This is a genomic window from Streptococcus sp. DTU_2020_1000888_1_SI_GRL_NUU_041A, assembly GCF_032387735.1.
Taxonomy (GTDB): domain Bacteria; phylum Bacillota; class Bacilli; order Lactobacillales; family Streptococcaceae; genus Streptococcus; species Streptococcus sanguinis.
In genome coordinates this window covers 957,671-974,265 of record NZ_CP135591.1, presented here as the reverse complement: position 1 = coordinate 974,265, position 16,595 = coordinate 957,671, and the positions used below count along the sequence as shown (strand labels likewise).

The 16,595-nt window shown below is 45.6% G+C and carries 3 protein-coding genes; 1 reads left to right on the top strand and 2 read right to left on the bottom strand.

Annotation, left to right across the window (positions count from 1 at the left end):
• Positions 1 to 183: 183 nt before the first annotated feature.
• Positions 184 to 1,833 carry an Rqc2 family fibronectin-binding protein FbpA gene (gene fbpA, locus RSK81_RS04750; RefSeq protein WP_315687589.1) on the top strand — a complete coding sequence of 550 codons (1,650 nt, stop codon included), beginning with the start codon at positions 184 to 186 and terminating at the stop codon, positions 1,831 to 1,833.
• A gap of 187 nt (positions 1,834 to 2,020) precedes the next feature.
• Here fbpA and RSK81_RS04745 read toward each other — a convergent pair whose 3' ends face one another.
• A complete protein-coding gene (locus RSK81_RS04745; RefSeq protein ID WP_315687588.1) occupies positions 2,021 to 10,333 on the bottom strand; it encodes a CshA/CshB family fibrillar adhesin-related protein in 8,313 nt (2,770 codons plus the stop codon).
• Positions 10,334 to 10,674: 341 nt separating this feature from the next.
• A complete protein-coding gene (locus RSK81_RS04740) occupies positions 10,675 to 16,575 on the bottom strand; it encodes a CshA/CshB family fibrillar adhesin-related protein (protein ID WP_002925205.1) in 5,901 nt (1,966 codons plus the stop codon).
• Between the last annotated feature and the right edge of the window lie 20 nt (positions 16,576 to 16,595).

Here is a 16,595-nt window from a genome sequence, read left to right as displayed (position 1 = left end):
CCTATATTTTAAGTTTTTCCTGAAAAGATGTCAAGACCTTTTTGAAAATTTTTATAAAATGTTCGGATTTGGTTTATAGAGGCAATTATAGGCAAAAATTAAATTGCTTTTTAACGAGACTTTAGAAGCTTTTAGCTTGGTTTTTTGTTATAATTTTCTGTAGCAACTTTCAAGGAGAAAAACATGTCTTTCGACGGATTTTTTTTACACCACATGACAGAGGAGCTCCGCCACGAATTGCTGGGCGGCCGCATTCAGAAGATTAACCAGCCCTTTGAACAGGAGCTGGTTTTACAAATTCGGAGCAACCGCCAAAGCCACAAGCTGCTCCTATCAGCTCATTCGGTCTTTGGGCGCGTCCAGTTGACTGAGACCACTTTTGAAAATCCAGCTGTTCCCAATACCTTTATCATGGTGATGCGCAAATACCTGCAGGGTGCTGTTATTGAAGCAATCCAGCAGGTGGAGAATGACCGGATTTTGGAAATCAGCGTCTCCAATAAGAACGAAATCGGAGATAGCGTGGCTGTGACTCTGGTCATCGAAATCATGGGCAAGCACAGCAATATCATTCTCTTGGACAAGGCTAGCGGTAAGATTATTGAAGCCATCAAACATGTCGGATTTTCGCAAAATAGCTATCGAACCATCCTGCCGGGCTCAACCTATGTCGCACCGCCTCAGACAGGCAGTCTCAATCCTTTCACTGTGGGCGATGAAAAGCTCTTTGAAATCTTACATACTGAAGACTTAGAGCCCAAACGCTTGCAGCAAATTTTTCAGGGATTGGGTCGGGATACGGCTACTGAGCTCAGTGGTCGTCTGACCGCTGACAAGCTCAAAACTTTCCGAGCCTTCTTTGCCAGTCCGACTCAGCCAAGCCTGACCGAAAAATCCTTCTCTGCTCTGCTATTTTCCGATAGTAAGACCCAAATGTCCACGCTATCCGAGCTTTTGGACACTTTCTACAAGGACAAGGCTGAGCGCGATCGGGTCAATCAGCAAGCCAGCGAGCTCATCCGCCGAGTAGAAAATGAGTTGGAAAAGAACCGAAAAAAACTAGGCAAGCAAGAGGAAGAGCTCCTAGCAACGGAGAATGCAGAAGAATTCCGCCAAAAAGGGGAACTCTTGACCACCTTTCTCCATCAGGTACCCAATGACCAGGAACAGGTGGAATTGGACAATTACTACACAGGTGAGAAGATTAGCATCTCGCTTGACAAGGCCCTAACCCCCAACCAAAATGCCCAGCGCTATTTTAAACGCTACCAGAAGCTCAAGGAAGCTGTCAAACACCTGACCAGCTTAATTGAGGAGACGCAGGCTACGATACTCTATCTTGAGAGCGTGGAAACAGCCCTTGCTCAAGCCAGCCTGACTGAGATTGCGGAAATTCGGGAGGAACTAATCCAGACTGGCTTTATCCGCCGGCGCCAGAGAGAGAAAATCCAGAAAAGGCAGAAACCGGAGAAATATTTGGCAACAGATGGCCAAACCATTATCCTAGTTGGCCGCAACAATCTACAAAATGATGAGCTGACGTTTAAGATGGCCAAGAAGGACGAGCTTTGGTTTCACGCTAAGGATATTCCAGGCAGTCATGTGGTCATCACAGGCAATCTTCAGCCCAGCGATGAAGTCAAGACTGACGCTGCCGAGCTAGCAGCCTACTTTTCCAAGGCCAGACTCTCTAATCTGGTCCAAGTAGATATGATTGAGACTAGGAAGCTCAACAAACCAACCGGTGGCAAGCCAGGATTTGTCACCTATACAGGCCAGAAAACCTTGCGCGTCACACCAGATGAAGAAAAGATTAAGAGTATGAAGATGTAAAGTCACACTCTATAACTATGAAACAGACTTAGGAACAGGACAGTTATTAGCCAGCTGAAGCTTTCTATTCTTTCTATTAATTCCAACAATTTTTTGATAACAAAAACAGGTAGAACATAAGTTCTACCTGTTTTTGCGCTCTCCCGAAATTCTTATAGTTCATTAATAGAATTTCTTCAAGCCTATGTTAGTCCTCAGACTTTTTCTTTCTCTTGTCTAAGCCAATCAGTCCAAAACCTGATACTCCCGCAAGTAAGCTTGCTGCCAAGTATGAGGTTTCTTCTGTACCGGTCTTAGGAAGAGCTTTTGCTCCCTCACTCTTAGAAAGAGACGGTGGTGCAGGCGTAATCGTCCGCTCCGGCTGAACAAGATTTTCTGTCACAGTTGGAACATAAACTGCTGAAATCGTCTGACCATTGCGGTCTTTGCGAATCACTGTCACACCGTCAGCTTGGCCGACAAAGCCAGCTTCCGGTACAAAGGTCACTGTGCCATCTGGCGCAATCGTGTAAGTTCCTTGGCCTGGAACAACCTTTTCAGTACTACCATCCTCGAAAGTTGGAGGAACGGTTGGATCCACGTCTCCTTCAAAGATTGGTTTACCAGTCTGCGGCTGGCCTTTGAGACCGGTGCTGCCGGTATCTTCTGTGGCAGTACTTCCCAAAACAGTTGGTGTGTAGGTAGCCGTTACGGCATTGCCATAAATATCTGAACGCTTCACGACGACTCCACTAGCAGTTCCGACAAAGTCAGCTTCCGGTACAAAGGTCACTGCCCCCAGCATATTGAACCGATAAGTTCCCTCACCTGGGACAACCATTTCTGTGCTACCGTCCGCAAAGGTCGGTGCTACTGCATGGTCAATCGCCCCTTCAAAGGTTGGCGTGCCCGTTTGAGCTTGGCCCTTGCGGCCGCTAGATATACTGTCCTGACTGGTTGATGGTTCAACCACGGTCGGAATATAGCGAGCCGTCACTGAGGTACCGTTCTTATCACGACGGACAAGGGTCACACCGCTTCCCTGACCAAGGAAATCAGCTTCTGGAGTGAAGGTGACTGTCCCATCTGACGTGATGGTATAAGTCCCCTCACCCGGAATAGTCTTTTCCTTGCTTCCGTCTTCGAAGGTTGGTGCAATCGTCTCATCAATTGGAACCAATGGATTACCTGACTCAAATACAGGTTTGCCGGTTTGAACATGACCTTTGATATTCGTAGAGGTCGCATCTTTACCAGTTGGAGTAACCTTGGCAAACTCTGGACTATAGGTAGCCGTTACTGGAGTGCCGTTTTTATCAACACGTTTTACAGTCACTGAATCTGGCTTGCCTACAAACTGCTTGTCTGGGGTGAAAGTCACTGCTCCATCTGGAGTGATGGTGTATGTTCCCTGGCCTGGAATGGTCTTCTCTTTGCTTCCATCTTCGAAGCTTGGTTCAACGGTTTCATCGATTGGAACTAGTGGATCACCGCCAGCAAAAGTCGGAGTGCCCGTTTGCGCAATACCTTGAGGACCAGTGCTGGTTGCGTTGGTAACTGTAGGAATTACTTCTTTTACTACCGCTTTGTACTTGACGGTGATAGGAGTACCATTCGCATCAGTCCGAGTTAATTCAAGTTCCGGTGTCTCCCCCTTAAACTGCTTGTCTGGGGTGAAGGTGACTGTCCCATCTGCATCCACTTCGAACTTACCAACATTCAGTACTTCTTTAACTGCTGAACCATTATCGAATAATGGAGTTGAACCAGCTAGGAATGGAACAGAGGTATGGCCTGGGGTGAAGGTGACTTGGCCTTCTTGAACTTGGCCTTGCAAGCCTTCTGTCTTAGTGCCAGTACCAGTTGGAGTTACCTTGACAAACTCTGGACTGTAAGTCGCAGTCACTGGTGTGCCATTCTTATCAACACGTTTCACAGTAATTGGATCTGGTTTACCCACAAATTGCTTGTCTGGACTGAAGGTCACTGCACCATCTGGTGCAATAGTGTATGTTCCCTGACCTAGAATGGTCTTCTTCTTGCTGCCATCTTCGAAGGTTGGCTCCACTGTTTCATCAATCGGAACTAGTGGATCACCACCCGCAAAAGTTGGAGTGCCAGTTTGAGGAAGACCTTGAGGTCCTGTGCTTGTTGCATTGGTGCTGGTTGGAATCACTTCTTTCACTGCTGCTTGATATTTGACGGTTACTGGAGTTCCATTCGCATCAGTCCGAGTCAATTCCAGTTCTGGCGTTTCCCCCTTGAATTGCTTGTCTGGTGTGAAAGTTACCTTACCGTCTGCGTCCACTTCGAACTTACCGACATTTAGCACTTCTTTAACTGCTGAGCCATTATCAAACAGTGGAGTTGAGCCCGCTGGGAATGGAACGGAATCATGGCCTGGAGTGAAGATAACATGACCTTCTTGAACCTGACCTTGCAAGCCTTCTGTCTTATCACCAGTACCAGTTGGAGTTACTTTAGTGAACTCTGGACTGTATGTTACAGTTACTGGCGTGCCATTCTTATCGACGCGTTTTACAGAGATTGGATTCGGTTTACCTACAAATTGCTTGTCTGGCGTGAAAGTCACTGCGCCATCTGGAGCAATCGTGTATGTTCCTTGACCTGGAATAGTCTTCTCCTTACTTCCATCTCCGAAAGTTGGCTCAACTGTTTCATCAATTGGAACTAGTGGATCACCACCCGCAAAGGTTGGAATGCCAGTTTGAGGGACACCTTGAGGACCTGTGCTAGTCGCATTGGTGCTGATTGGAGTTACTTTGGTAACGGTCGGTGTATAAGTAGCAGTAACTTCAGTACCATTCTTATCCACACGTTTCACAGTGACTGGTGTTGGTGTACCAATATACTGTTTCTCTGGAGTAAAGGTGACAGAACCATCTGAGTTGATAGTGTATTCCCCTGCTCCCTGAACAGTCTTCTTAGACTGACCATCTTCGAAGGTCATTGGACTATCCATGTCAATCGGAACAGCTGAGTTGCCAGGAGTGAAACTAGGTGTGCCTGATTGCGGCTGACCTTGAATGCCAGTTGATTCAGCATTGGTGCTAGTTGGTGTCACCTTGGTAACGGTCGGTGTATAAGTCGCAGTTATTTCTGTACCGTTAGCATCGACTCGTTTAACCGTAACAGGTGTCGCTTTGCCAGTGAATTGCTTATCTGGGGTAAAGGTAATGGAACCATCTGAATTAACAGTATAAGTTCCTTGATTAGCCACTACCAGAGTATCAGTCCCATTTTCAAAGGTCATTGGTCTGGTCATATCGATTGGAACAGCTTGGTCACCTGGGCTGAAAGTTGGCTTGCCACTTTGCGGTTGACCTTGGAGACCGGTTGATTCAGCATTGGTACTAGTTGGCGTTACCCGTGTTACCGTTGGCGTATAGGTGGCAGTCACTTCCGTGCCGTTCTTATCCACACGTTTTACTGTGACTGGTGTTGGTGTACCAACATACTGTTTTTCTGGAGTAAAGGTGATAGTACCATCTGAGTTGATAGTATATTCTCCTACCCCTTGAACCGTCTTCTTAGGTTGACCATCGTCAAAGGTCATTGGAGAATCCATATCAATCGGAACAAGTGGATCACCACCTTGGAAGCTTGGACTACCTATTTGCGGAACCCCTTGAGGACCTGTGCTAGTCGCGTCGGTTCCTCTTGGAACCACTTCTTTCACTACTGCTTGGTATTTGACTGTAACAGGAGTGCCATTGGCATCAGTGCGTGTCAATTCAAGCTCTGGTGTTTCACCCTTGAATTGTTTGTCTGGAGTAAAGGTCACCTTACCGTCCGCATCCACTTCGAACTTACCGACATTCGGCACTTCTTTCACTGTTGAATTATTATCAAACAGCGGAGTCGAACCAGCCGGGAATGGAACAGAGTCATGGCCTGGCGTGAAGGTGACTTGGCCTTCTTGAACTTGGCCTTGCAAGCCTTCTGTCTTGTTTCCAACACCAGTTGGCTTTACAGCTGTCACTGTTGCTTGATATTTTGCCTTAGCGATGATACCGTTGACATCTGCACGACTGACTTCAATTTCTGGTGTTTTACCTACAAATGTCTTGACCGGTGTAAAGGTAATATTACCATCAATATCCACTTCAAACTTGCCAACATTTTCAATTTCTTTCACATTAGTACCAGTGTCAAAAACTGGGGTACTGTCTGCTGAAAAACCAACTTCTGGTCTTCCGGCTTCAAAAGTAATCTTACCATTCTGAACCAATCCTTGTAGACCTTCAGTCTGATCACCAGTTGCGTTTGGAACAACTTCTTCAACAGTAGGAGTATATTTAGCTGTCACTTCGGTTCCATTCGCATCTATACGTTTGACCGTGACTGGTGTTGCCTTACCAGTAAATTTCTTCTCTGGCTTAAAGGTGATGGAACCATCTGAATTAATCGTATAAATTCCTTGATCAGCTACTACTAATGTGTCAGTCCCATTTTCAAAGGTCATGGGTTTGTTCATGTCGATTGGAACTGCTTGGTCACCTGGGGTGAAAGTCGGCTTACCACTTTGTGGTTGTCCTTGCAGGCCTGTTGACTCAGCATTTGTGCTTCTTGGTGTTACTTGCGTCACAGTTGGCGTATAGGTTGCTCTTACTTCGGTTCCATTTGTATCTACTCGTTTGACCGTCACTGGAGCTGGCGTGCCCACATATTGCTTTTCTGGAGTGAAAGTAATCGAGCCATCTGACTCAATGACATAAGTGCCGACCTTGTCTACCTTCTTAGTTGTTTGATTATCTTCAAAGGTCATGGGTTGAGCTATATCAATAGGCACAGCTTTGTCACCTGGTGTGAAAGTAGGTGTACCTGATTGTGGTAGACCTTGAAGACCAGTGCTAGTCGCATTGGTACCTGTAGGAACCACTTCTTTCACCACTGCTTGGTATTTGACTGTAACAGGAGTGCCATTCACATCTGCTCGAATCAATGTCAGCTCAGGAGTGGTTCCCTTAAACTGCTTGTCTGGCGTGAAAGTCACCTTGCCATTGGCATCCACTTCAAACTTTCCGACATTTGGCAATTCTTTAACAGTTAAACCATTGTCAAAGAGTGGAGTTGTTTCAGCTGGAAACGGGACAGAATCATGACCTGGTGTGAAAGTAACATAGCCTTCTTGAACCTGACCTTGCAATCCTTCTGTCTTATCACCAGTACCAGTAGGGGTTACCTTGGTAACGGTTGGCGTATAAGTCGCCGTCACTTCGGTACCATTTTCGTCAACTCGTTTGACCGTCACCGCGGCTGGGGTTCCAACATATTTCTTATCTGGAGTAAAGGTAATAGATCCATCTGAATTGATAGTGTATTCTCCCACGCCCGCAACAATCTTCTTAAGTTGATCATCATCAAAGGTCATTGGCTTGTTATAGTAGATTGGGACCGCTGGATCGCCTTCCTTGAAGACTGGCGTGCCTGTTTGTGGAACCCCTTGAGGACCTGATGAATTAGCAGGTGTGCTGGTTGGTGTAACCTTGGTCACGTTAGGTGTATAGGTTGCAGTCACTTCGGTACCATTGGCATCAACACGTTTGACCGTCACTGGAGTCGCCTTACCAGTGAATTGCTTAAGCGGCTTGAAGGTAATGGTATCATCTGAATTGATAGTATAAGTTCCTTCATTAGCTACTTCCATGGTGTTCGTCCCATTTTCAAAAGTCATGGCTTTGCTCATGTCAATTGGGATTTGTTGGTCACCTGGGGTGAAGGTCGGCTTACCACTTTGTGCTTGACCTTGGAGGCCAGTTGATTCAACATTGGTGCTTCTTGGTGTTACTTGGGTCACATTAGGTTGGTAGCGTGCTCGGTGTGCTTTACCATCGGTATCACTGACTTGAACTACCACTGGGTCTGGCGTACCATAAAAAGTTTTGATAGGCTTGAAGGTCACTTGGCCGGTATTTGGATCCAATTCATAGGTTCCCACTTGCTGGCCATTGGCCATGGCAGGCACCGTATTTTCTGTTACCAGTCGTCCACTCGCATCCACAAAGCTAGCCGGATGAGTAGCGTCTGGTGTGACAGGAGTTGAGCTGGTATCATCATCGTTAAAGACTAGCGTTTTGTTTTGTTCCAGTCCCTGAAGACCACTTGATTCGTAGTTTGGAATCTTACGAACTGTCGGTACATAACGGCCATCCATTGTAGTCAATTGATCATTTTTATTAGGGTCAGAAGCATCCGTTGAAGTCCATCCAGTTGATGTACCATTGCTGTCAGTCCAACGGATGTTAATTCCATCAGCAATTCCAGAAAATTCCGCATTTGGTGTGAAGACTACTTGAACATCATTGCCATTGACGGTCAAGCGATAGGTCCCTTCTGGACGAATATAGTTGCCATCAACAGGCGTCAGAGCATTGCCTTGTTTATCCAGAACCTGAGGCGCTTGGGTACTCATAACTGCATTGACACTGTCGTCTGAGCGATCCGTTCCTTTAGGTGTGAAGTGAAGGACAGCAGTTTGAGTCTCGCCTGTAAAGCCATCCGTAGTCTGCTTCTCCCCCTTAGGAGGATAAATGCGATGCAAGAGCATATCTTCTACTTCACCACTAAAGGCAATACCGGTTGGTTGTTCAATATCACCTTTATTAGTCGCAATTCGGAAACGCATACCCAATTTGTCTACTTGACCGCCAGTAATATTTGGGTTGGCATTGAAGGTCAAGGTATAGTCACCAGCAGCTGTAATCTCTTGTAGGTTGCTACCTTCGCTTTCATTGAAGACTCCATCATTGTTGAAGTCTATCCATGCCTTGACATAGGATTTAGCATTGCCATTTGGATTAGCTTTGATTTTAATTGTGTAAGTTCCATTTTTTGCTTTGTCTAAATCAAGCAAATCATTAGAATTACTTAATTGATCGTCCGCTAGTAATTGGCTGGCCCCTTCGTCCTTATGCTCCTTTTTATCATCCAGAACCCAATTATTAGCTGTATCAACATCAATGTCTGCTGGAGTAGTCCCTAAGTAAGGCTGATTAATTAGCTTACCAGTCACCGAATCACGTCCTGAAATGGTATGGAAGGCTTCGCCATAAGTCGCTGGCGCATCACTTCCATCCACCACTAAAAATCCCATCATCATAGCCTGTTGCCCAGATGATGCTACATAAAATCCTACTTCAGAAGCTCCGCGTGTCATCACCACAGGAACCGTCCGTTCGTTAGAACGGTTTGGTCCAAAGACCTGAGTCCCCAGACCACCTGTCACAGTATCCGGACTGAGGTACTTATACCAGTCTACGCTTGTATCTCTTAAGATTAAGAGACCTCTTCTCTTTACATTTTCATCATCCAGCATTTGCTTGGTAATAACGGTGTAGGCTTCTTTGGCAGTACTCTTATTCTTCCATTCACCGAGATATTCCCATCCTTCTCCGTTAGTAGTGAAGATAGCAAATTCACCTGGGTTGGCGTCTTCACCATCGGCCATAACCACCGTAGGGGCCACGCGCTTACCGAGATAGGTTGCCTCAATATTGAATTTCACTCCCCAGTTGGTAGAGTTCTCTGGATAGACAAGCTGCGTCTTTCGCCCTTGCGTATTAAAACCTTGATCACGGATAGAAGTCCATTGGTTCTGGATTGCCCCCGTCACTGTAGGAGGTGTTTTCCCATATTGTGGAGCAGACTTTAGATATCCATTCTGAGCATTTGGGTCATAAGTATTTGCTGTCGGTGTTCCTTCAACCCGTTTTCTATAAGTTTCAGTCGAGTTAAAAGGTTTAAGCTCAGTGACCGTCAGGGTTACTTCATAGCCCGGTGAAATTTCCTTCTTGAAGGTCGTTCCTACTTGGAGTCCGCCTCGTGAATCCAATCCTTTCCAACTTGCAGTATCCGAAAAATCAAGCCAAGTAATCTGTTTGGCTAATTGGGTACTATCTTTCTTGACAGATTCCTCCAAGCTTGGTTTAGGTACTCGTGGCGTAGAGGTAGCATCATCTGCCCCAGCTGGTCCAGTACCTATCGGAACTCCTGTTGTTACGCTGTTCTGTTGTCCAGTAGGTGTAGCATCCCGTCTCACACGACGAGACCGATTAGGCTGAGCTAGATCTGCGGTTGCTTCTGACTTTTCAGCCACGACAGCCGCGTTGGATGTTTCTGGTTGAACAGTGATTGGTTGAGTATTCTCAACTGGTTTAGTTGTTGTAGATTCAGTAGGTTCTTCAACTTTCTCAGAATCTGAGCTTCTTGGACTAGGATTATCATCTGATTGAGGGGTATCAGTAGCAAAAGGAAGTGCTGAACTTTCTTTTGCATGTAAATGTTCAGAAGCCACAGTTTCAGCAGAATTCACTGATGATTCGGCTATTCCTGTTTGCGAAACTTCGTTTTGGGCACCAGAATCACTAGCTTCATCAGCACTAACTTGTGCCGCTGCTCCCAAAAGAAGCAGGGTTGACAAGAGCACAGAACAAACACCGACGTTTAGTTTTCGAATCGAAAACTTACGCAGGTGAGGATTAAATAAATCTTTTCCCATAATAATCTCCTAAATAATCATCTAGTTACAATAGTTTTATTATACAACATTCCATTTTAGTTAGCTATATATATAACTATAATTATATAAAAAATTTTTAAAAAAATTGACACAAAGCATTTTATAGTCTATTTTTGAAAACAAAAGAAAAAATAGACCATAGAAAAATCCTTATAAATTAAATAAATCTGAGAGTATCTCAGATTCTACTTTAATGTTTAACATTTTAGAAATGCTATCATGAAGTTTTTAAGATCTATTTCTTTGAATATAAAGAAAAAAGATTCACTAATGAATCTTTCCTCTTTTAATTCAGGTGTTAGAACCTAAGTTCTCACATCTTAGTCTTCAGACTTTTTCTTTCTCTTCGCTAAGCCAAGCAGTCCTAAACCAGATACTCCCGCAAGTAAGCTTGCTGCCAAGTATGAAGTTTCTTCTGTACCTGTCTTAGGAAGGGATTTTGCACCCTCGCTTTTGGAAAGTGATAGAGGTGCAGGCGTAATCGTCCGCTCTGGCTGAACAGGATTTTCTGTCACAGTCGGAATGTAGACTGCTGAAATCGTCTGACCATTGCGGTCTTTGCGAATCACTGTCACGCCGTCAGCTTGACCGACAAAGCCAGCTTCCGGTACAAAGGTCACGGTGCCATCTGGCGCAATCGTGTAAGTACCTTGACCCGGAACAACCTTTTCAGTACTGCCATCCTCGAAAGTTGGCGGAACGGTTGGATCCACATCACCTTCAAAGATAGGCTTGCCGGTTTGAGGTTTGCCTTTAAGACCCGTGCTGCCAGTATCTTCTGTGGCAGTGCTTCCCAAGACAGTTGGGGTATAGGTAGCTGTCACGGCATTGCCATAAATATCGATACGTTTCACGACGACGCCACTAGCAGTTCCGACAAAGTCGGCTTCCGGCACAAAGGTCACTGCCCCCAGCATATTGAACCGATAAGTTCCCTCACCTGGGACAACCATTTCTGTGCTACCGTCCGCAAAGGTCGGTGCTACTGCATGGTCAATCGCCCCTTCAAAGGTTGGCGTGCCCGTTTGAGCTTGGCCCTTGCGACCGCTGGATACACTATCCTTGCTAGTTGATGGTTCAACCACGGTCGGAATATAGCGAGCCGTCACTGAGGTACCGTTCTTATCACGACGGACAAGAGTCACACCGGTACCCTGACCAAGGAAATTTGCTTCTGGAATGAAGGTGACTGTACCGTCTGGTGTGATGGTATAGCTTCCCTGACCCGGAATGGTCTTTTCCTTACTTCCATCTTCGAAGCTTGGCTCAACAGTTTCATCAATTGGAACCAATGGATCACCTGCTTTGAAGACAGGTTTCCCAGTCTGAACATGTCCCTTGATATTTGTAGAGGAAGCATTTTTACCAGTTGGAATCACTTTCGTAAACTCTGGACTATAGGTAGCAGTCACTTCCGTTCCGTTTTTATCAACACGTTTTACAGTGATTGAATCTGGTTTACCTACAAACTGCTTTTCTGGTGTGAAAGTCACTGCTCCATCTGGAGCAATAGTGTAAGTTCCCTGACCTGGAATTACTTTTTCCTTGGCACCATCTTCGAAGCTTGGCTCTACTGTTTCATCAATCGGAACCAATGGATCACCACCTGCAAAGGTCGGTGTGCCGGTTTGTGGGACACCTTGTGGACCGGTGCTAGTCGCATTGGTGCTGGTTGGCGTAACCTTAGTAAACTCTGGACTGTATGTCGCAGTAACTGGTGTGCCGTTCTTATCAACACGTTTCACAGTAATTGGATCTGGTTTACCCACAAATTGCTTGTCTGGAGTGAAGGTCACTGCACCATCTGGTGCAATAGTGTATGTTCCCTGACCTGGAATCTTCTTCTCCTTGCTGTCATCTTCGAAGCTTGGTGTAACGGTTTCATCGATTGGAACTAGTGGATCACCGCCTTGGAAAGTTGGAGTGCCGGTTTGCGAAAGACCTTGAGGACCTGTGCTAGTAACGTTAGCACCTGTTGGAGTTACCTTGGTAAACTCTGGGCTGTAAGTCGCAGTAACTGGTGTGCCGTTCTTATCCACACGTTTCACAGTAACTGGATCTGGCTTCCCTACAAACTGCTTCTCTGGGGTGAAGGTCACTGCCCCATCTGGAGCAATCGTGTAAGTTCCTTGGCCTGGAATGTTCTTCTCTTTACTTCCATCTTCAAAGGTCGGTTCAACTGTTTCATCAATCGGAACAAGTGGATTACCACCTGTGAAGGTTGGGGTACCGGTTTGTGAAACGCCCTGAGGACCAGTGCTAGTTGCGTTAGTGCCAGTTGGCGTTACCTTAGTAAACTCTGGACTGTAAGTCGCAGTCACTGGTGTGCCATTCTTATCGATACGTTTCACAGTAACTGAATACGGCTTGCCTACAAACTGCTTCTCTGGGGTGAAGGTCACTGCCCCATCTGGAGTGATGGTGTAAGTGCCTTGGCCTGGAATGTTCTTCTCTTTACTTCCATCTTCAAAGGTCGGTTCAACTGTTTCATCAATCGGAACTAGTGGGTCACCGCCCGCAAAGGTTGGAGTGCCCGTTTGTGGAAGACCTTGAGGGCCAGTGCCAGTCGCATTAGTACCTACCGGCGTTACCTTAGTCACAGTTGGCGTGTAAGTTGCAGTCACTTCCGTGCCATTTTTATCAACACGTTTTACTGTAACCGGTGTTGGTGTGCCCACATACTGTTTCTCAGGTGTAAAGGTGATGGAACCATCTGAGTTAATAGTGTATACCCCTACTCCTGGAACACTCTTCTTAGACTGACCGTCTTTGAAGGTCATTGGAGAATCCATATCAATTGGAACTAGTGAATCACCACCTTGGAAGCTTGGGGTGCCAGTTTGTGGCACACCTTGAGGACCAGTGCTAGTCGCATCAGTGCTAGTTGGAGTTACTTGCGTAACGTTTGGCCAATAAACTGCATCTGCAGTAGAACCGTTCTTATCCCTTACACGAAGATGTGCAGGAGTAGGCGTTCCGTAGAAATCAGGAGCAGGTTGGAAGCTAATATCTCCATTAGCTTGAACAGTGTAAGTTCCTTGTAGCTTGCCACTTGCGTCGCTAACTGCCAAGGTATTACCCTGTTGAACCTGCCCATCCACAACGAATTGTGGTCCTGCTGGGTTTAATGGGACTGTTTGTGTTTGGTTATTAACAGTTGCTTGACCTGGAGTAAAGTTAAGCTGGCTAGTTTGAAGTTGTCCTTGAAGCCCAACAGTCTGTGTATCTTGACCTGTTGGAGTTGCGGCCTTAACTTCAGCTTGATAAGCAGCGGTTACTTCTGTCCCGTTCATATCAACACGTTTAACAGATTCGGTACTTGGACGGCCAGTGTAGCTAGGAACTGGTTGGAAGGTTACACGACCTGCGTTATCAACCATATAAGTTCCAACATTCGGAACAACCTTAGTTGTTTGACCGTTATCAAAAGTTGGAGCAACTGCCTCATTAATTGGCACACGATTATCACCTGGCGTAAAAATCAAATTACCAGATTGCTCAGCACCTTGAATACCCTCAGAGTTTGCTCCTTGTGCTGTCGGAACAACACGTGTTACTGTTGGTTGATAGGTTGCACGGTGCTCTGTTCCATCGGTATCATGCAATTGTAGGTTAACAGGGTCAACCGTCCCCACAAATGATTTATTTGGAGTGAAAGTCACACGACCAGTAGCTGGATCTAATTCAAAGGTTCCCACTTCTTGGCCTTTCGAGGTTGCCTTAGCACTTGTTCCAGCAATACGATTGCCATCAGCATCCAAGAAAGAGACAGGATTCGTTGCAGATGGTTGAGCAGGTGTCTTAGCAGGATTTCCATCATTAAAGACAATATCTTGCACTTGAGGCAAACCTTGAGCATCCGTCGAACGATGTTCCGTGAAATTCAAAACAGTCGGAATATAGCGGGCATCCATGTTATTCAACTTATCGTTGATAACAGGTTCTCCATTATTCTTCGCAATCCAATCTGTACTTGCGCCATTAGTATCAACACGGCGGATATTAATTCCTTGAGTAGTACCGATATAGCCAGTGCTAGGTTCAAATATCACATCCACATTTGCTCCCTTGGCTGTTACTTTATATCGTCCCTCAGCAGTATTGTACCAACCATCGCCATCTGCTGTTAATGTATGACCTGCATTGTCCAAAACAACAGGTGCTACAGTTGTATCAATAGCCGCTTTCTTGCTTTCATCATTTTGATCAATACCTTGAGGTGTAAACTGAAGAGTAGCTTTCTGAGGCTGGCCGATTATTCCTGAACTTTCCTTCTTTTCACCTTTTGGCGGATAGGTCAAGATGACTTCTAAGTCTTCAACTTCCCCACTAAAGGCTGTTCCAGTAGGTTTTTCAATATCTCCCTTATTCAGGGCAATACGGACCCGCATTCCCAACTTGCTAACTTCAGGATTGGTCATCGCTGGATTATTCTTGAAATTAACAGTATAGTCACCAGCCGTTGTTACTTCAGTAAATTCGCTGGCCTCATTTTCATCAAAAACACCGTTTTGATTGAAATCAATCCAAGCACGGACATAGGCCTTGCTATTGCCATTGGCTGAGGCTTGGAGACGAACTGAGTAGTCACCATTTTGAAGACGATTAACTCGGAAGAGGTTATTTGTCTTACCAGTCAAATCTGAAGGCAAGAGCTGATTAACCCCTTCGTCTGCGTGATCAGTATTGTCATCATGCATCCAGTCATTACCTGAAGTAGTATCAATATCAGCTTCGACTCGACCCAAGAATGGCTGAGGAGTTCTTGCACCTGTATTGGCATCATAACCAGAAATAGCATGAACAGCATTTCCATAAGAAGCCGGTGCATCCCCTTCATCAACTACCATAAAACCAATCATAGCAGCTTGCTGACCAGAAGAAGCAATATAAATCCCAACTTCTGAAGCGCCACGTGTCATCACAAGCGGAACTGTGCGGTCTTTAGAAGTATTAGGACCAAAGACCTGAGAGCCCAAGCCTCCTGTTTTTTGATCTGGATTAGTAAAAGCAGTCCAGTCGATTACAGGTATAGTCGCATTATCCCCTATGTATTGACCATATCTATTAGGGTTCATCGGTGCATAAGTGTCGGTAATTACAGACCCATCTGGCAAGACACGTTTCCATTCTGCCAAGTGTTCCCATCCTTGGCCGTTGGTCGTGAAGATAGCATACTCCCCTGGGTTGGCTTCTTCTCCATCTGACATGATAACCGTCGCTTTTACAGGTTTTCCAAGGTAAGTCGCTTCTACCTTAAATTTTATACCGTAGCTAGCACCATTTTTAGGAACTTGTAATTGAGTCTTTCGACCATTGGTGTTAATCCCTTGGTCTCGGACGGCTGTCCATTGATTCTGTTCCGCTCCTATAATTTTTGGTCTAGCTGAATCTCCCTCGGCTTCTTGCTTCCTATAGTCTTCGTTTACATATCTGAACCAAGTGTTTTTCGCATTCGGATCATAGCTGTTTTCATACGCAGTACCCTTGACGCGGTCACGATAAATCTCTGTTGAGTGGAAAGGTTTTAATTCCGTCACTGTCAGTTTGATACGATAGCCTGGAGAAATTTCTTTCTCATAGACAGTACCAACTTTAAAGGAATCATCCGTATCTAAGTTACTAATGGCAGTTTTATCGCCAAGATCCAGCCAGTTAATCTGCTTCATCAAGTCTGTCGGGTTCTTTTTTTCAGAATCAGCCAAAGTAGGCTTCTCAATGGTGTTGTTAGGGTCACCATCTCGCAGACCAGTAGGTGCCGCATCCCGTCTTACGCGACGAGAGCGACTAGGCTGAGCAGTCTCTGTAGTTCCTGCCGGTTGAGCAGGAGCTGGTTGGGCATTATCTTCAGTCTTAACCTCTGCAGGAACAACAGCTGGTGCAGAGGTAGTTTCTGTCGCCGGCTGCTCACTTGTTGACTTGCCATCTGAATCAGGCCTTGCAGTCGTTACAGCAGACGCATCTTCTGCCTGATCTGAAATAGTGGCAGGCCTGCTTTCCTCAGCTGGTGAATTTAGCGGCTCTGCAGTATTTACTGAGGAATCAGCTATGCCTGCTTGAGAAACCTCGTTTTGAGTCCCAGAAGAAACAGTCTCATCAGCACTAACCTGCGTTGCCGCTCCCAAAAGAAGCAAGGTTGACAAGAGCACAGAACAAACACCGACGTTTAGTTTCCGAATCGAAAACTTACGCAGGTGAGGATTAAATAAATCTTTTCCCATAATAATCTCCTAAATAATCA

Coding starts and splice junctions, on each gene's coding strand:
- fbpA (WP_315687589.1), top strand. CDS start 184: ATGTCTTTCGACGGATTTTTTTTACACCACATGACAGAGGAGCTCCGC.
- RSK81_RS04745 (WP_315687588.1), bottom strand. CDS start 10,333: ATGGGAAAAGATTTATTTAATCCTCACCTGCGTAAGTTTTCGATTCGA.
- RSK81_RS04740 (WP_002925205.1), bottom strand. CDS start 16,575: ATGGGAAAAGATTTATTTAATCCTCACCTGCGTAAGTTTTCGATTCGG.